Raw genomic sequence first — 18,469 nt, forward strand, 5'->3', positions numbered from 1 at the left:
TCACAACCGACACCGTGCTGAAATCATTTCTAGGTGCACAAATCCATCGGCTTCGCAGGTATCGTGAAGATTCTGACCCCATCTTTACTGATCATGAACGGCCCATAGCTGCCACTGGCTGGTATAGCCGATGCCGCGACGCAGCTTCACCAGACCGGCCATTCGTCCATGGCGCAGCATTTTCGAAGGATGAAGGTCGGCAGAGCGGACGGAGCTGTCGTTCGAAGGCATGAGTTAAAGGGCGGCTTTTCATGGGAAAGCGGCCGCTAGTGACTGAGTTGAGCGAGAATGGTTTTATCGATAATCTTGTCGTCATCAATCAGCATATATGCTTTCGAAAGAATAATTGAAAACGTACCATCGCCAGCGAATGGGAGGCGTGTTGCTTCCGAGTTTCTGCGTCCCGGGACAATGCACAAATATCTGTTCGACGGTCGTATTTGAATGTTCGAGGAACCGAGGTGAATCACGTAGTCATTCAACTTTCCACGAACTACCAAGAATTTCCCTTCAATGGAGCATCGTTGCGCAATAGCGAGGCTTGGAAGGATGTCTTCAAGCAATTCCTTACGGGATTGGGCACTTTGGCTGAGGTCACCGAATGCGTGTTCGTGCCAGTACCGTCCGAACCGTCCTTCAGGCCCGCCATCCGTCCAAGCAGGATCATTGGCAACGCTTGAAACAGCCACAAACAGGTCCACTTCGCGCATCAGTTCTGAGAAAACGATTGGCTCTACCTCAGTCAGCGGTACTCGATTATTTTCGGTGTCAAGAAAGCTGACTTGGTCTGTTGCGACGTGTGAGGAAATACCGGTTTCACTGGCTTGGCCATCCTCGACAACTTCAACAGTATATTCGGCTTTCAAACCGAGAGATGGGAGCGGGCGCTCGGGGATGTTGTGTCCATCAAAGTGCGCGCCCATCAGGTTGAAGCGCCAACCACGTGCATCACAAAGGGCCTTGAACTGATGCTGACGGAGGATATGTGCAGCAAAACGATTGGAATACACCTCAGTTTGGCGCTCTGCTTCCGTTAACACATACACTTCGCGATAGACCTGTTTGATGGGCTGCGTTAGGCCTGCCTGAATGATATTGCGGCGCCACGACAGAACCGTCTCAGGATCGCAATTGAGAGGATGCCAAAGACTGACGCGAGCCTTTTCCGGAAGCTCGACTGGCGCCCCATCAGGCCCAACCCAACCTGCATCGCTGGGCAATCCTGAGACTGTCGCGTCACCGCACGTCAGTTGCCAGATCAGCGAACGGGTGATTTGCCGCCGTACGGGGTGTTGCTCAAATAGCGTTCTCCATTCTTCGAGGTCCCAGTCCAAGCTGTCGACCCAACTTGCTTCCAATCGCGCGACTGTAGCCTTGCGCGCGTTCTCTATATCTTTCTGCTTAGATTTTAGTGCTTTTAGCGTTTCCGGATGGTTTTCACGTACTTGCTTAGGAATCGATTTGAGTTCTTTTCCATTAGAGCTCCGCCACGCCAGTTTTGTTTCGAGGGCAGTTACGCGAAGCGTAGCACAGTACCGTTCTAGCGCGACTTCTACGTACCCTTCTTGATTGAGCCCGAAGTCGGGAAGGCTTCGGTCTTCTAGCTCCGTGACATCGAGTCCAGCCGACTTTGCAACGCGGGCCAAACGCTGGGCGATCTGATCTCTGACAGAGGCGTATTTAATATCACGCAACAATCTTGAAAGTTCGGCAACCGCTGCAAAATTTGTCCCCATACCTTCCAATGCAAGCAGACATGCGTTGCCAAGCTTTATTGAGCGCGCGCCGATCTGTGGGACTTTCTTGAAACATACCTGACAGAAGCGACCAATCTGTGGAGCCATCTCAGGCGGTGCCAGCCAGATCAGGGATTTCAGAAGATCCAGGGACATATCAGGTTTCGACGGGTCCGGCACTTCTGATTCCAACCAAATGCTTAGCTGATCCCACAAATCGCTCACGAGTTTGGTGCGTGCCGCGCCTTCTTTCAGCCAAGTCTTGGTTGGCTTTGATTTGTCGAAGGCCTCGTTGAGGTGGCTCGCCAATGCGACACGCGAAGGTTCCTTGCCAACCCATTGCATGAGCTTCTTTGAAAATGCACCCGAAGGTAGCGAAGCGGCGCCGCCAGCGGCATTTGGGTTCAGCATCGCCTTTGCCCTAATCCCCATTTTGCGTACCGCCTGAGTTGCGTGGCCCTCTGTTTCCGTTCGACGGACAAAAGCTTCGAGTGCGCGGCGTAACGCTTTGGTTGGTGCCTGTTCCGCCAGATGCCGTTCGCAAGCCCCTAAAACTGTTGAGACCGGGAACTGGTATTCGAGGTGGTCCGTTTGCGTTGCCTTGTTGACAAGCCTGACAAGGTCTTCCTCGCTGATCTTTATTGATTTTTTTTGAAGGATAAGCCGCGCAATGGAAAAAGGTATGTCGCGGCGCAACCAATAGTCCCAACCGCCCCCGCCGCTCATACCGCGCTTGTTTTTGGCCAAAGCCGCCAGAGCAACACTGACTTGAACCTCCCTTGGTTCTTCCATCAGCGCACGCCAGCGCGCCGAGTCCTTCAAACTCTTCACCCCGTCCCATCCTGTGTTCTGCTCTCTGCGAACCGCCACGATTTCTTCGATGATCTGAGCGAGCACGGCCTTGGCTTCGCCGGTTTGGGAGGCAGCAGAATTGCGCAATCCAAGTATTGCCAGAAGGCGTTTCATCCTCCAACCAAGGGTACGAGGCGCAGGAAAGTGATTTTGCTTTGATCTGTGACCGTTAGATCTGCATCAAAGTCCTCTACCTCAAAGTCATCGAACAATACGATTACTCTCCTTGACTCGATGGCATCCAAAGCAGCTTCGATTTCCTTGGTGGGATCAAGGGCTTTGGGGCCTTTACGGTTCGGCTTGTTCAGTTTTCGCTCCAACTCGTGCGAGTGATCACCAACGAGAAATGAAGCAACTCGGTCGTGTTCTACGTGTCTGCGGCGCGCGAGATCATTCAACCGATCAACTTCATCTCGAACATGCTTCGCTACGACGTCGCGCGCTGAAATACGTTCGCTCGCCAGTCGAAGCGAGAATGCCTGCCGTTGAGTTTGACCAACAATTTTTTCGACAATAGATAACTGCGCCAACACAAAAATCCTCTACTTGATCTATCGGCGAAACATAGCGTGATTTCCATTAATCAGCCAAGTCTCAAGTTCGACGATTCTGAGCGACAAACTTTGCGGTTTCCCGACATTGGTGCAACTTGCAGCATTAAGTAGTTTGGGCTCACTGCCGACCTCAGAGGCAGCGCAGCATCATGTGATATGATGTCTTGTCAACGTCGGGTTGTCGATGTGGGAGGGCGTGGTGGATCGGAGGATCCATCATGGAAACATCAAACTTACCCGCCATCCGCGCACTACGTCCGGTCTGGAACAAAGGCCGGATCGTCGGCCAGAAACGGCCTCTCAAGCCCAAACATGTCTGGGCTATCAGAGTGCGGCTGGAACTGGCTGAAAACCATCGTGATCTGGCCCTCTTCAATCTTGCCATCGACAGCAAGCTGCGCGGCTGCGATCTGGTCAAGATGAAGGTGGTCGATGTCATGGCCTCAGGCCAAATCAAAGAACGCGCGTCGGTTCTTCAGAGCAAGACCCGGAAACCTGTGCGCTTCGAAATCTCCGAAGGCACCCGTGCATCGCTGGCAAGATGGATGCGGGAGCCGCTGATGGTCGGATCCGAATACCTCTGGCCTGGGCGTTTTCACGAACGGCTTCACATCTCGACCCGCCAGTACGCGCGAATTGTGCGTGACTGGGTGACATCCATTGGTCTGGAGGCAAGCGCCTATGGCACGCACTCGATGCGGCGAACGAAGGTCACGCAGATCTACAAGAAGACAGGCAACCTGCGGGCGGTCCAGCTGCTGTTGGGTCATACCAAGATGGACAGCACTGTCAGGTACCTCGGCGTCGAGCTTGAAGATGCACTTGTGATCGCCGAAGCTATCGAAATCTAAACGGCTGGGCCGTCGCCACAGACGGCCCTGACCAGACCTTTGGGATAGAAGTCAGCGCGCAGTGCAGTTTCACCGAACCAGCCGTTCTTGAAGCGCGCAGAAATTTAGCAAGTTGAGTGGGCCATTGCGATGCAGAATTCGCGCTTACACGGCCGCACATACGGAGGCTTCCAGAAGAATTTTCGGCTGCTCAGTTCTTTAAGTAGTCCATAGTGGCTGCCCCATTGCCGCGTTTGTCGGTCTGGCCGTTCACAACAGCGTCGTTCATGCCGGGGTGGCCTTTGGCCCACCCCCATATGGAAGTCGCACCTGTGCAGAAGCGGGCGGCGGCCATCCCGATCTCCTTCCACCATTTGCCGCTTGTCCTGTGGCAGGTTTCGTAGAGCTCTTGGCAAGAGATGGTCTCGGAGGTTTGATGCTTGGCGGCAATTATGCCCAATAACTTTTCTGCGTCGAAACCTTGCGCTTCGATGTATTGCTCGCAGTTCGCTGATAGAAGCGCCTTGCCTTGTGCGACCGCCTCAGGCTTGGCAGTGTCTAAGGCTTTTTCGATGCGAGCCTGATGTTCCTGTAATTCGGGGAATGATTTTCCCACTCTCTGCCCTCCAGGCTTGGCCTTAAACTCCTCTTTAGCTGGTCTCTCCAACTCGGCCAAGTGCCAATAACTACGCCAATGTTCACGAGGCGAGAGTAACTTGGTTTTCGGACGTAATTGTCCCGTGGTTGCCGATAATAGCTGACCGTCTGCCGCTTCATGGCGTTCCCGAAACGCGTCGTTCACCACTGTCCTTCGCAAAAACTGCCGCTTTCTGCCACTGCGGATCGATTGATCGAAAGGAAGTTACTTTCGTCCGGCGTGCCGCTGCACCATGAGCTTTGAAATTTCTTTCGGGAAAAGCTTGATTATAGGCTGCCGCCCGCTCACTATGAAATTCCAATAATGGCCTCGCGATATGGCCTGCCCGCAGTCAGGCAACCGAGAAACGTGATGACTTTAACAGCCCCGGCGCATCCGCTCGACCCAGCGGTAGAGCTCGAGATGATCCAGTGGAAACAGGCGCACTTCGAGCGAATAACTGAACAAGTGGAGAACGCTCTGCCCGATCTCATGGCGGAAATTGAAAGAACCGTCGCATCGATTTCCTCGATCGCCGCGAGCAAGGCGCAAGTTTCGCCCGACAGGCTTTGGAAGGAACTTTTCGAACCTTGGGCGCAGCGAACCGCCAGCCGCGTCGAGGCAGAGATGGACACCGAAATTGGAGCGCTTGTCTCAGCGCTCTCCGAGAAGGGCACCCGCCAAGACGCCCTGCGCGTCGCGCTGCCCGCTCTTACCGGAGCTGGCGTGCTCGCCGCTTCTCTTGCAGCCATCCCCACTGTTGTTTCGCTCGCGACGGTGACCACGACCTCCTTCATCATCTTCACCACCACGGCGATCTCCTGGCCCATGCTCGCATTGGGAGGCACCGGTATCGCCTTGGCTACGCTGACCGGCAGCCGCGTCGTTGATCGGCTCAGTGATCGAAATCGCAGACATCTCGTAGTCCGCCTCCAGGGCCGCGCCCGCATCGCGGCGTTGGGTCACGGACTTGCGCCGGGCGAGCGCTGTCTCGTGACCGATCTCCAAGCGATCACGCTACGCAGTCTCGAAGCTGAACTGCGGGCCGCTTGATGCCTCTCCTCTACGCCATCCCTCCTGGCCTCGACGCGCTTGTTTCGTCCGGTAAGGCTCAGTTGATAGGCGCGATCATCAAGGATGTCTCCTCCGGCCAAATCCTGGGGCACGTTCAGCAGACGCAAGGTTTCGTCCAAGCTTTTGCTCAGGCCGGAGGCGCAGCTGCACAAACCGGTTTCTCGCCCCTCGGGATTGTCGGGATGGTGCAGAACGAACAGATCAAATCTTCGCTCGAACAACTGCGTCAGGGCATGGCCCTTCTGCAAAATCTGCAGATTGCAAACATCGCTCTCACCGGGATCGGGCTCGGCGTGTCCATCGCCGGCTTTGCGATCATGAACATGCGCCTGATCGCCATCGAGAAAAATCTCGGGACGTTGCGCGAGGAAGTTCGCGATATTGGCAGGTTAATACAGGAGGCCGAAATCCGCCGCCTCTTCAGCGACATCCGCGCGGCGCTTAAAGACCTTGATGGCGTCGCGACGCGGACGGACCACCTCGCGATTGCAGGCGCTCTGCAAAGACAGCTTTCCACACACGTGAGCACAATCTCCGACTTGCTACGGGAAGCCATGGATCCCGCCGAGGCGACCGCCCTCCCTATGGAGCGACTGGACCTGATCTGGACCTTGGGCTCGGCAAAGTGGCTCTGCGAGGAAGCAGAGCTGCGGGCACTATTCATTTCCGAAGATCTGGCCCATGCGGGCGAATACGCTGCGCAGTACCGAGACGACAACCTCAGGTGCCTTGATCGGATGAACCCGGATGCGCTGGCCCGACTGATCGCCGCTGCCGAAAAGGATTTGGCCACGTCGATCACCGTTCGTCGTGAGGCCGCTGTGCGCCTTAGCCGTATCGCCGACGGCTTCGCCAGCGCCGTGGCCGGCCTCGGTCAGCAGCACGCACTGTCGCGAGCCCTCATCGACGGCGGAGTAGGCGGACGTGACTTCATCCTGGCCGCCTCGCGGGAAACAAAAAGCCCCTTCCTCATCGTCACACCGGAGCAGTAGCTGGCGGGCCTCGCCGCATTTGCATGCAGCCGCGGGACATCGTAACAGACGCCGGTTGTTCGACTATGAAACGACGAACCAGCGCGACGCGGAACTCTTCAATGGGTCAACGTAGCGCAGGCCCAATTCAATCGGCTACCCTCGACATTTCAATCTTGCGAGGCCAGGTGTCAGCCTACTCGTTAGACCGGTTGTCACGGAAGACAGAAGTTCGCTTCGACTTGGGGCGAGGCAAAAGAGGTTGAAAGTCCGCTTTTGTGTCCGGCCGAAGCTCTTTTGCATCATGTAGCGAAAGCCCGCTTTCCGCCATTGGTGACGGTCGCAGCAAACGGCAGTTCCGAGCCCAATCTTCTTACTGCTGCACTATTCAGGATCGGTAAGCCTCGCCACAAGGGCAGCGATCAGATCCTTCTGCGAGTGTTTCAACGGGTCTTTGATCCCGTTTGCGAGACCAAACATCAGAGCAAGCCCCAAGACCGCACAATGGATCGATGTTGCCTGCTGGCGAGCGAACAGCGGATCTCCCCCAAGGCAGTCGGCCAGGGCGCCATACATTCGGCTCGTGGTGGCATGCACCTGATCGAGCGCCCCCGTTTCCATCGGGGCCTGCATTTCGACCTTCAAGGTCTGCGGCGCTAAATACATCATTCGGAACCGATCCAAGTCACCTAAATGGAACGCCGCAACAGCCTCGACAAAGGCAGAGATTGCAGCGTTGGGCGTATCTTTACCGTCAACGGCATTCACAGCTACGTCCGCCTCCGCCGCCAACCAAGAGCCAAGCATTGCAGCAAGCAACTCTTGTCTGGATGGATACCAATAGAGTACGGCCTGTTTCGACATTCCAAGAGCACGCCCAATTGCGTCAAAAGAGACTGCCCCGAACCCATCCGACGCCAATAACGCCTGTGCGGTCTTAAGGATTTTCTCGTCCGTCTTCATCCAATCACCCGAAAATATTGACTACTTACCAACGGTAAGATATACACTTACCATTGGTAAGTAAATAAACATATGGTTTGAACGCTAAGGCCTAAAAGGAGATTTACGATGCAGGAAATCGGCTTTGAAAACCCGATCTTTGTGACCTACGCAGTTGCATCGGCCCTAATGGTCCTAAAAGTGATGGGGCAAGGTTGGATGACCGTTTACCGGATGCTTCGGAGCAACTCAGGCCTGGCGAGTCCGGAAGACCTGCGCGCTGGCCCGATCAATAAAAAACCGGACCCCTCTCAGCTTGAAGCCAATGACTACGTAGATCGCTCACGCCGCATGCATCGCAATGACCTTGAAAACATTCCGGCGTTCTGGATTGCCGGGCTGCTGTTCGTGCTGACAAATCCACCGCTTATCCTTGCCCAATTCTTGATGTATGGGTTCGTCACAGCCCGCGCGGCACACTTCGTCGCATATGCGACACGGCAGACACACGAAGTTCGGGCCACCTGCTATACCATTGGTTCTTTGATTGTCATCTATATGGCTCTCCACGCACTGATCGCCCTTTTAACGTAGGAAAAGGGCTAAAGGCGTTGAGGGGAAGTGTCACGATACTAGCAAAGCCGACTTTAATTCAGGTCGCTTCGGGTGTCATCTCTTCGCCCAAGAAATTGAAACGCTGCATCGCAGAAATCGGCACTTCTGGCGGGAAGCGGCCCTTCGCTGCGTTCGCGAAACTTGGTTTTCGCTTATGAAGAAGCGGACGTTCGGCAGCACGCGATGTTTCCAATTGCAGCGAATGGCAGTAAAGAGCCCAATTTGCGTTTTACTGCGTTGCCGCGAATGTCAGTTTCATACAACCCGTGCTTGAAATCAGGCTCCATAACAAAATGTGAACATCGCGGTGCGGGACATATGTTAACCAACTAAGGGTTGAATGGAGGTGATGATGTTGAAGCTTTTCAGGACGTCAGAGAACTTCAGTTTTTGGGTGTTGGCTTGTTCTCTAAATCATCCACAAAAGGAAGAATATTGTTTGAGTCGGTTTTCAGAAGTTCAGTTGCATCCAAGTAATATGCGACCTCGAGCAGTCATCCGGCTGGATCGTTGAAACGCTCTGGGGTGGGGTTTTTAACGCCGTACATACGATCTTTGAGGTAGATACGTGAGTCTGGAGGGTAAGGGCGCTAAAAATCACGTTTGACAATCCTCAACTTTAGATATTCATTTGCCATGAAACTTGTATGTTAGGAAAAAAATTGCGTCGACGTGGGATATTTTTGTTCGCAAGAAAAATCTTTCTTCTAAAATTTTTGCTAATGGGTGCTTGCCTTGTACTTGCTGAGAAAGTGAGTTCAGAAGTAAATATTCTAAAACCTGATTTTGTCGATGAAGTCGTCAAAGTTACTAGCTTTGGAAATGTAGTTTTTAAAAACCACGGTGAAATTCGGCTTTGGGGTCTGATCACCGAACCAACCAAGTTACGAACGCATCTCATTCATGGCCGATACGCATGCTTTTCATTAGAAAAATCTAAAGTGATTTTCGCCAAACAAAAAGAAGTCAACGCAGCAATATGTACTAATATTGATCCGATTTCAGGGCAGGCCAAATCTATGTTCTCGCTTTATAGCAAACTATTCGCGGTAAATTCAGCTCGGGAATATTGCCAAGAAACAAAGAATTATTTTGGGTCCTGTTCAGAATAATTAGAACCATCAAGTTTCATATTTAAGAAAGCAATTTTCATGGCACTTCAAGATGTACTAAACAAAATTCAGATTTCATCAAACGGACCGCCAGGATCGGACAACTCGTTTCAAATAAAGGCGACGGCAGTTTTAACAAACCTGTATGAGAATGGTGGAGCAGAAGCTCGCCAAATGCTAGATGGAATTGCTTCTAGCAGTAGAAATTATCTTATACAGTTTACAGATAACAATGCTCGTGCTGACATCGGAGTTAACAATGAAAATGGTTTAGATACCCATGTTGTTTCTATCGACTTTGAGTGGGTGGAGCAGGAATTCCTGTTCATTGATCAAAATGGCGTTGCAAAAAACATCAGTTCTGAATCTGTTTTAGCACATGAGTTAGCACATCTACATTTTGGAACCGATACAGTTGCGAATGATGACGATCCTGACGGACAATCACCAAACGAAATAAGAGACGCGTTAACATTGATGGACGCGAGTGGTTTTCCTGTACATAAAGGTTCTCAAGTATTATTAGAGAACAGCGTTCAATTGGCACTTGACGAGGGGTCAATTCGAGTAAGCTATCGCGGAGCTTCAACGAACTCTGGCGTTGACACTCCGAATGGCAATGCTTCAACAGAATTAGAAATTGGCTACGACTATACTCCTTTAAACGAGCAAACATTTGATATCGTGTTCGTAGATTCGACCAACAATATTAACGACGCGTTCGCCAATCTCGATCTAGGAAGTTTCTCATCAACTGTTGAATATCTTATCGTCCTTGGCACTGCTGACAACACCATCACCGGCAATTCAGCCAACGACATTTTGCACACTGGCAGTGGCTACGATGTGATCTACGCTTCACTTGGGAGCGATTACGTTAATGGCGGCGATGGTGTAGATATTCTAAGTTATCTGTCTCTAATCAACAGTCCCTTGGGGGCACGCCAGACAGGGATTTCGGCAAATATTACTGGTTTGAATGCAGCAGTATCAGACGGCTTTGGGGGCACAGATATTGTTCAAAAAATAGAGCAATATCGTGGGACCAATTTTGATGACACTTATTCTCTCAGCGGGAAATTTTCAGAATTTGTTAACGAAACTGGGAACGTGCAAATTACTCTGTCCGCTTTTGGTAATACATCTGTTGGAGATACAATTGATGCGAATGGCATGACTGAAACTGGTGGTGTCTTGATCAATCTTGGCCCTGGTTCGACCAATGGCTATGTGTCAAAAAATGTTGCACTGGAAAATGTTGATTTCGCTAACACTGTAACTCTTAACGATTTCGAAAACGCTATTGGCTCCGACTACAACGATGTGATCATTGGCAACGACGGCAACAATGTTTTGATCGGCGGTGCGGGTGCCGATAAAATTGATGGCGGTGGCGGGATTGATGTCATTCGGTTTGACCCAAATAGCGCAGGGGTGACAATAGAACTTCTTCCGTCATTGCCAACCCCTCCTGGTGTTGACCCCTTTGGTGGGCCAACTGCGTCTGGCGGAGATGCAGAAGGTGATCTTTATATCAATATTGAAGCAGTGCTTGGCACAAATAACGTTGATACATTCAATATTAATGCTGGCGGATTTATTTATGCTGGCGGCAGCGGAAACGATGTTTTCGAAATTAACACTAACGGTTTGGGGCCGGCGATTGTTTGGGGTGGCGGTGGGGCAGATACATACCGCTTCAACACAGCGGGTGGCGAAAACGCCGCCATAATGACCGTCAATGTTTCAAACCTGACAGAAGAAAACTTCCATCTGTTTGACTACAATGATTTAGGCCTGCCTTCAGACTTTGATTGGTCAGAAATTGATGCCATTATTTTGAATGCTGATAGTACTGATCAGATTGTCATGGACTATGGCCACTTCGAACGTGTTCTAGGCACAACAACGGTTCAACAGACAGTTACAGAAATTTCCTCTGGCGAAGAATATGGGAACTTTGATCACCTTACTCAACTTGATCTAAATTACTCAAACAACTTTGAACAATTGGTTGCTCAATACACTGCAAGCTTTCTGGGCTCGACTAACTTTAGCGTCTTCGCAGCCGCCGCCAGTTATGGAGTCTTTACAGTCAGAGAATATATCGATGACAGCGGCGTTCATTACGTGAATGCGGAAGATTACAATTTTGCAGACACGCTGAACCTTTCTACTGCCAACTTTATGAGTGCTTGGGTTGATCCGGGAAACGGCGGTCACAGATTTCGGGAACTCAGCTGGTTAACCTATTTGGTGGATCAAGATGGTGAACGAATTGATATGTGGCCGGGCAGTGACGACCCGTATCAGATAGGTGTCGAGAACTTTAGTGAAATCCCAGCGTTTTCTGATGTTGAGGATATCGGAAACTGGTTCATCCTTGGCGGCTCTTTAACCGGAACCTCATTGGTTACGACTGGTGAATTTAATGTCACACTCCCAACGATTGGTGAAATAGAAACAACCGTGCCAGAGATACCAAATCTCGAAGGCGGTGATGACTCTGGAACTGTGGCTGGATCATCTGGAGACGACACGATCGGAGTTGGTTTCATGGATGCAGGCGGTGATACAATCACCGATGAATATGCAGAATTTGTAATTGAAGCGGGCGAAGGCGACGACAATATTACATTGACACGAAGTGTAGATAGCGAGTTCTACGGGGGCGATGGGAACGATACGATCAATGTTCATTACAGCAGTGGTGCAACGTTCTACGGTGGTGAAGGCAATGACCGTTTGTTCTTAGGTGTGCGTGAAAACGAAGCCTTTGGTGGTGCTGGCGATGATTTGATATCGGGGGCTCTGAGCCACGGATCTGGCCACACGATGACAGGTGGTGAAGGAACGGACAGCTTTGTGTTCACCAATGCAGGAACGGCAGCCACCATCAGCTTGATTACCGACTTTGAAGTGGGTGTAGATAGCCTAACGGTTGATGGTCGCATCCTGAACGCAATGCACATCAACCAGATCCCTGCCGAATTCCAATACGCCCACAACAGCGATGGTAATCTGGTGATCAACTTCCAAGGCACGGCAGACGGCTTTGTTCACACCATCGAGCTTGATGGTGTCACAGCTGCGGACTTCTTCCTCGCAGAACGCATTGAGCAGCGCACTTGGGATGGTACGTCAGGCGACGACACTATGGGCATTGGCTACACGGATGCTGATAGCGACATCATCACTGATGAATACTCAGAGTTTTTTGTTTATGGCGGTGACGGTAACGATAATATCAACTTCCTGCGTAGTGTGGACAGCGAGTTCTATGGTGGGGATGGGAATGATACGATCAATGTCAAATACAGCAGTGGAGCAACCTACTACGGTGGCGAAGGCGATGACCGCTTGTTCCTGAATGTACGTGAAAACGAGGCTTATGGCGGCGCAGGTGACGATTTGATCGTGGGTGCCCTAAGCCACGGCTCAGGACATACCATGACAGGTGACGAAGGGGCTGACAGCTTTGTGTTCAACAACATCAAGCATAAAGCGACAAGCAGCGTTATTACCGACTTCGAAGTCGGTGTGGACAGCTTGACAGTTGGCGGCCAGGAATTGAACCTGTTTCAAATTGATGCCCTGCCCACTGGCTTCCAACACACCCACAATGGGGATGGTGATTTAGTTATTAGTTTCCAAGGCACTGCCACTGATTACGTGCACAGTATTGAACTAGATGGGGTGACGGCTGATCAGTTCTTCATGGCGTAGGTGCCAGCGCTGCTGCGTTCCTTTGGGCGCAGTAGCCCTTATATGTTTACCACTCGACCCGCATCCGAAAGCGGACCTTGGTCTTTGTTTCGGATGGGGTCGCTTTGTCCACAAAGCAGACCTCAGGCATGCTAAAATTCTACATGATGCACGAATGTCCGGTTTAAGGAAGCTGCGCCGCAGCGCCCGACATTGTTGTGAAAGGCAGCTAAGGGCCGTTCGCGTAACATTACAAACTCCACTTCCTGCGCTCAACTGCCGTACATTCTGGTCGCAACGAAAGTCGGTATTCCGCCCAGTGGTGTCCGACAACACGATAAGACACCATTCCCACCAATGCGTGAGGGAAGGCCGTACGAGAAGCGTAAAGTACGAGTTACCGACTGCAATGTGTAAGCATTTCTTCAACTGCGAAATGTAAGATAAAATTGTAGATGTTTTTTGTATCTGATGCACTACTACTAAGTAATATTGTGCATTAAGGCCTTGACGATATGACCGCCGGAGGCGTTGGGCCCTTGACGTGAATGCAACTGTCTCACCCTTGCGACACATCCTTTGGCAAACCGCCTGTTTTTGCGCCAGTGCGTGGCATGGCGCCCCTTTCCCTTGGATTGAAACCTGCTACATTTTGCGTAACCAAGGATATTGCAATGCCATCACTGCCCCAATCCATCGACGCAACGCAAACGATGCTGTCGGATGAAAACTATATTTGCGACAGATCACTTGCGACGCTGGTGTATCTGGCGCTGACGCTGAAACGACCTGTCTTTCTGGAAGGGGAGGCTGGCGTTGGCAAGACCGAACTGGCCAAGACCCTTGCCACGGCGTTGGGGCGGGATCTGATCCGGTTGCAGTGCTACGAAGGACTGGATGCGGCCTCGGCTGTGTATGAGTGGAACTTTGCAGCGCAGATGATCGCTTTGCGCGCTGCGGGCGATGGCGGTTTGCCCGAAGATGCCTTGTTCAGCGACAAATACCTGATCCGCCGCCCGTTATTGGAAGCGATGCAGCCCCATGAAAACGGCCCGCCGATCCTGTTGATTGATGAAATCGACCGCACGGATGAACCGTTTGAGGCGTTCCTTCTGGAAGCACTTTCGGATTATCAGGTGACGATCCCCGAACTTGGCACCATCAAGGCACCCGAACCACCCATCGTGATCCTGACCTCGAACCGCACCCGCGAAGTGCATGACGCGCTAAAGCGGCGCTGCCTTTATCACTGGGTCGACTATCCGTCGTTTGACCGCGAATTTGACATCCTGCAAGCCCGCGCTCCAGAAGCAAGCGAGACTCTCAGCCGCGAGGTTGTTGCTTTTGTTCAGGCGCTGCGTGAAGCTGATCTGTTCAAGAACCCCGGTGTGGCCGAGACGATCGACTGGGCCAAATGTCTTGTGGCGCTGGATGCGGTTGCTCTCTCGCCCGAGGTGATTGCCGACACTTTGGGCGCTGTTCTGAAGTATCAGGATGACATCGCCAAACTGGCCGGATCAGAGGCAACGCGGATACTCGATACAGCGCGCGCTCGTTTGTCCACCCAATGAGCTACAGATGAGCCGCACAAACGGAATCCTTCCGCCGCAAGGGCGTTTGTCGCGCAACATTATCTACTTCGTGCGCACCCTGCGGCGTGCGGGTGTGCCGGTTGGTCCGGCCCAAACCCTTGGCGCAATTCGCGCGGTAGAGGCTGCGGGATTCACAGAGCGGCGGGACTTCTTCTTTACATTGCGCGCCTGTCTTGTGTCCCGCGCCGAGCATCTGGACGTGTTCGAGCGGGTGTTTTCCATGTTCTGGCGCGATCCCGAATTTATCGAAACCATGATCCAGACCATGTTGCCGATGATCCAGACGCAGCACGCGCCCAAAGCCCCAAAGACTGCGGAACAACGGGCCGCCGAGGCAATGCTTGAAGGCGCACCGCCGCCTGCGCAACCCGATGTCGAAGACGCACGAGAAGAAGTGGAACTGGACGCGCAGTTCAGTCTGTCGGCCAACGAAAAGCTGCAATCAATGGATTTCGAGCAGATGTCCAACGCCGAAATGGCCGAAGCAAAACAGGCGATTGCTCGGATGAGTTTGCCGATCAAGCCAATCCGCAACCGCCGCTTGACGGCGAGCCATTCCGGCAGCCGTATCGACGCCCGCGCCACGATGCGGCGCGCCATGCGCACAGGGGGGGAGGTTCTAAAACTGCCCCGTAGAACCCAAGGTCAGCGCAATCCTGATCTGGTGGCGCTGTGTGACATTTCAGGTTCCATGTCCACCTATTCGCGGCTGTTCATGCATTTCCTGCATTCTGTTTCTGTCACCAAAGGGCAAGGCTGGGCGCAGGTGCACAGCTTTACCTTTGGCACCCGCCTAACCAATATCACCCGCAGCCTGTCCCAGCGCGATCCTGATGCCGCGTTGAAAACGGTGGGCCAGCAGGCCGAGGATTGGGACGGCGGGACACGGATTGGTGAATCCCTGGCTGCATTTAACAAAGACTGGTCCCGCCGTGTCCTGTCGCGCGGGGCTGTGGTTCTGTTGGTCACTGACGGGCTGGAGCGACAGGATCCCGAAGAGCTCGCTCGTGAAGCCCGCCGCTTGCGTCTGTCGAGCCGTCAGGTGATCTGGTTGAACCCGCTGATGCGCTGGGACGGATTTTCGCCCCAAGCCGCTGGCATCCGCGCGCTTCTGCCCCATGTTGACAGTTTCCATTCCTGCCATAGTCTGAACGCACTGCGCGATCTGACAGAAGCTCTGTCCTCGGGCGGGTCTGGCGAAAAACAACGATTGATGGGGATGCTATGACACAGTCCAATCTCGATAATATGCCTGAAGTTGTTCTTGGGTATATCAATCAGGGCTACCGCGCCGCCCTTGCCACGGTTATTGAAACATGGGGCAGCGCACCGCGTCCGGTGGGCGCACAACTGGCGATCCGCGATGACGGCGAATTTCAGGGCTCGGTTTCGGGAGGCTGCGTTGAAGGTGCTGTCGTAGCCGAAGCGCTGGAGGCGTTGAACACCGGAGACTGCCGCGTTCTGGAATATGGTGTGTCGGATGAAGAAGTCTTTGCCGTCGGTCTGGCCTGTGGCGGCACGATCAAGGTTCTGGTGGAACCTGTCGGGAACGGGCAGGGGCCATCGGTTGAGGATATCCAAGCCATCGCTGCGGCGCGCAAAGACCGCCGCCCAGTCGGTATCCAAACCAATCTGACCAACTGGCACCGCCGCTTGATCGGGCCTGCCGATGCTGGCGCGCGATTTGCGTCTGATAAATCCGGTATGGACGACGATGTGTTCACCGTGATCCAGAACCCGCCCCTGCGGCTGGTGGTGGTCGGGGCGGTGCATATTGCACAGGCGCTGCTGCCAATGGCGCGGATTGCAGGCTATGCGCCGTACCTTGTGGACCCGCGCGACAGTTTTGCCAGCCAGTCGCGGTTTCCGGGTGAAACGATCCTGAATGACTGGCCGGATGCGGCAGTTGAACAGCTTGGCCTTGATGCCCGCACGGCGTTGGTGACGCTGACCCATGATCCCAAGCTGGACACACCAGCGCTGGCGGCCGGTTTGAAATCGGATGCGTTTTATATCGGCGCGCTCGGGTCGACGCGGACCCATGCAAAGCGGCGTGCCGAACTGGAAGAGCTTGGCTTTGACGCAACGCAAATCGCGCGGATCAGCGGGCCGGTGGGGCTGGATATTGGTGCCGCCACCCCGTCTGAGATTGCTTTGTCGATCATGGCCGAAATGACCCAAACGCTCCGGCAGCGATGAAGTTCGGCCCGCTTCCCGTTCCCCAAACGCTTGGCCACACGCTGGCCCATTCCTTCCAGCGCGACGGGCTGCGACTGGCCAAGGGACATGTGATTACGCAGCAGGATATTGTCGGGCTTCATAAACGCGCCGTTCGTGAACTGACCGTAGCGCAGTTTGATCCCGACGATTTACAAGAGGACGCGGCGGCAGCAGAGCTGGCGGCAGGGCTTTCCCCGCCGATGATCCGTGTGACCCAGCCCATGAACGGACGTGTAAACCTGATCGCAACCCGCGATGGCGTGCTGCGGGTTAATGCGGCATCTATAACGGGGTTTAACACCGTTGATCCCGCCATCACCATCGCCACCCTGCCGGCTTATGCGCGGGTGCATGACGGCACGATGATCGCTACTATAAAGATCATTCCTTACGCAGTGCCGCGGGTGCAGGTGGAACAGGCTGCTGCAATGCTGACGGCGGACAGCCTGATGCTGCATCCCTTCCGCGCGAAAACCGCGCGGCTGATCCTGACCCGCACCTCTGGTTTTAAACCTTCGCTTCTGGCCAAGGGCGAAGCTGCGGTGCGGGCGCGGGCCGTGGCCTTGGGTCTGACATTGCAAGGGGTTGAAACAGTGGATCACACCCAAGATGCGATTGGCGCGGCGATCGCGCGGGCAGGGGGTGCGGATATGGTGTTGATTCTCGGAGCCTCGGCCACGTCTGATCCGAATGATGTCGCACCCGCCGGACTGGTGGATGCAGGCGGAACGCTAACGCGCTTTGGTATGCCGGTTGATCCGGGAAACCTGCTGTTTCTGGGGGATTTGCACGGCAAGCCTGTGATCGGGCTGCCCGGATGTTGCCGCTCGCCCGCATTGAACGGGGTGGACTGGGTGTTGGAACGGTTAATGGCGAACCTGCCTGTTAGCCATGATGACATTGCTTTGATGGGAGTTGGCGGTTTGCTGAAAGAGGTTCCAGCCCGTCCGCAACCCCGCCGCATTCGCAGCACCCGCAAGGCGCAGGCGCCCCATGTCCTGTTACTTGCCGCCGGTCAGTCCAGCCGGATGCGCGGCGACCACAAGCTGTTGCGCGAAATTGACGGCGTGCCGCTGGTGCGGCGTACGGCGGACCGCCTGCTGGGATCTTCGGCTGGGGGGCTGAGCATCGTCATCAACCCTGCAAATAAAGCGGTGAAGGACGCTCTGACGGACTGCCCCGCGCAACTGGTCCCCGCAAAGGATGCAGCCAGCGGTCTGGCGGCGAGCCTTCGGGCCGGTATCAACGCCCTCCCACCAGAGGCGAGTGCCGTGATTATCGCGCTGGCGGATATGCCCGAAGTTACGGGCGACGATATTGATGCGCTGATAGGTGGCTTTGATCCGGCGCAAGGGGCGCTGATCGTGGCGCCGGTTGCGCCGAACGGCAAACGGGGCAATCCGGTGTTGTTTGACAAACGCTACTTTGAAAGCCTCGCCAGTTTTAGCGGGGACAGCGGGGCGAAATCCCTGATCGAAGCGGAAAGCGACAGCCTCCGGCTGGTGCCGCGCGGCGCTGGTGTGCTGGTCGATCTCGACACGCCAGAGGCTTGGGATGCGTGGATGGCACAGTATACACGCACCTGACCGCTTGATTTATCAAGACGCCCGTGGTCTGGTTGCTGCGGGA

Annotated in this window: 14 protein-coding genes; 10 read left to right on the forward strand and 4 right to left on the reverse strand. The window is 53.8% G+C overall.

Translation table 11 applies throughout. The annotated features are described in order from the left end of the window. Positions 1-266: 266 nt before the first annotated feature. Both IEX10_RS19405 and IEX10_RS19410 read right to left on the reverse strand, forming a co-directional pair. Entirely contained in the window at positions 267-2,702 is a 2,436-nt protein-coding gene (locus IEX10_RS19405; protein ID WP_188678908.1) for a DUF4132 domain-containing protein, read from the reverse strand. Then, positions 2,699-3,118 (reverse strand): hypothetical protein, encoded by a 420-nt coding sequence (locus IEX10_RS19410; RefSeq protein ID WP_188678910.1) that lies wholly within the window; start codon positions 3,116-3,118, stop codon positions 2,699-2,701. The genes IEX10_RS19405 and IEX10_RS19410 overlap by 4 nt, the downstream gene beginning before the upstream one ends. A gap of 242 nt (positions 3,119-3,360) precedes the next feature. Between IEX10_RS19410 and IEX10_RS19415 the strand changes: the two genes are divergently transcribed. Next, a complete protein-coding gene (locus IEX10_RS19415; protein WP_188678912.1) occupies positions 3,361-3,993 on the forward strand; it encodes a tyrosine-type recombinase/integrase in 633 nt (210 codons plus the stop codon). Positions 3,994-4,183: 190 nt separating this feature from the next. Here IEX10_RS19415 and IEX10_RS19420 read toward each other — a convergent pair whose 3' ends face one another. After that, complete coding sequence (locus tag IEX10_RS19420; protein WP_188678914.1) at positions 4,184-4,774, reverse strand: hypothetical protein; 591 nt, start codon at positions 4,772-4,774, stop codon at positions 4,184-4,186. 207 nt (positions 4,775-4,981) lie between these two features. Between IEX10_RS19420 and IEX10_RS19425 the strand changes: the two genes are divergently transcribed. After that, positions 4,982-5,662, forward strand: coding sequence for a hypothetical protein (locus tag IEX10_RS19425; protein WP_188678916.1), 681 nt, complete (start codon positions 4,982-4,984; stop codon positions 5,660-5,662). Beyond that, positions 5,662-6,675, forward strand: a complete 1,014-nt coding sequence (locus IEX10_RS19430; protein ID WP_188678918.1) for a hypothetical protein — start codon at positions 5,662-5,664, stop codon at positions 6,673-6,675. The genes IEX10_RS19425 and IEX10_RS19430 overlap by 1 nt, the downstream gene beginning before the upstream one ends. A gap of 363 nt (positions 6,676-7,038) precedes the next feature. Here IEX10_RS19430 and IEX10_RS19435 read toward each other — a convergent pair whose 3' ends face one another. Continuing rightward, positions 7,039-7,617 (reverse strand): TetR/AcrR family transcriptional regulator, encoded by a 579-nt coding sequence (locus IEX10_RS19435; RefSeq protein ID WP_188678920.1) that lies wholly within the window; start codon positions 7,615-7,617, stop codon positions 7,039-7,041. 108 nt (positions 7,618-7,725) lie between these two features. Here IEX10_RS19435 and IEX10_RS19440 point away from each other — a divergent pair, with 108 nt between their 5' ends. The 7 genes from IEX10_RS19440 (at position 7,726) to IEX10_RS19470 (ending at position 18,426) form a co-directional block, all read left to right on the forward strand. Beyond that, positions 7,726-8,190, forward strand: coding sequence for an MAPEG family protein (locus IEX10_RS19440; RefSeq protein WP_188678922.1), 465 nt, complete (start codon positions 7,726-7,728; stop codon positions 8,188-8,190). Positions 8,191-8,858: 668 nt separating this feature from the next. Continuing rightward, positions 8,859-9,323: a hypothetical protein gene (locus IEX10_RS19445; protein ID WP_157888370.1), complete on the forward strand. Its 465-nt coding sequence runs from the start codon at positions 8,859-8,861 to the stop codon at positions 9,321-9,323. 39 nt (positions 9,324-9,362) lie between these two features. After that, positions 9,363-13,049 carry a calcium-binding protein gene (locus tag IEX10_RS19450; RefSeq protein WP_157888371.1) on the forward strand — a complete coding sequence of 1,229 codons (3,687 nt, stop codon included), beginning with the start codon at positions 9,363-9,365 and terminating at the stop codon, positions 13,047-13,049. A gap of 653 nt (positions 13,050-13,702) precedes the next feature. Continuing rightward, positions 13,703-14,599, forward strand: coding sequence for an AAA family ATPase (locus IEX10_RS19455; RefSeq protein ID WP_188678924.1), 897 nt, complete (start codon positions 13,703-13,705; stop codon positions 14,597-14,599). 7 nt (positions 14,600-14,606) lie between these two features. Then, complete coding sequence (locus IEX10_RS19460; RefSeq protein WP_188678926.1) at positions 14,607-15,848, forward strand: vWA domain-containing protein; 1,242 nt, start codon at positions 14,607-14,609, stop codon at positions 15,846-15,848. Further along, entirely contained in the window at positions 15,845-16,819 is a 975-nt protein-coding gene (locus IEX10_RS19465) for an XdhC family protein (RefSeq protein ID WP_188678928.1), read from the forward strand. The genes IEX10_RS19460 and IEX10_RS19465 overlap by 4 nt, the downstream gene beginning before the upstream one ends. Continuing rightward, entirely contained in the window at positions 16,816-18,426 is a 1,611-nt protein-coding gene (locus IEX10_RS19470; protein WP_188678930.1) for an NTP transferase domain-containing protein, read from the forward strand. Before IEX10_RS19465 ends, IEX10_RS19470 begins: the two co-directional genes overlap by 4 nt. Positions 18,427-18,469 lie beyond the last annotated feature (43 nt).

The organism is Neptunicoccus cionae, assembly GCF_014643735.1.
Lineage (GTDB): Bacteria > Pseudomonadota > Alphaproteobacteria > Rhodobacterales > Rhodobacteraceae > Amylibacter > Amylibacter cionae.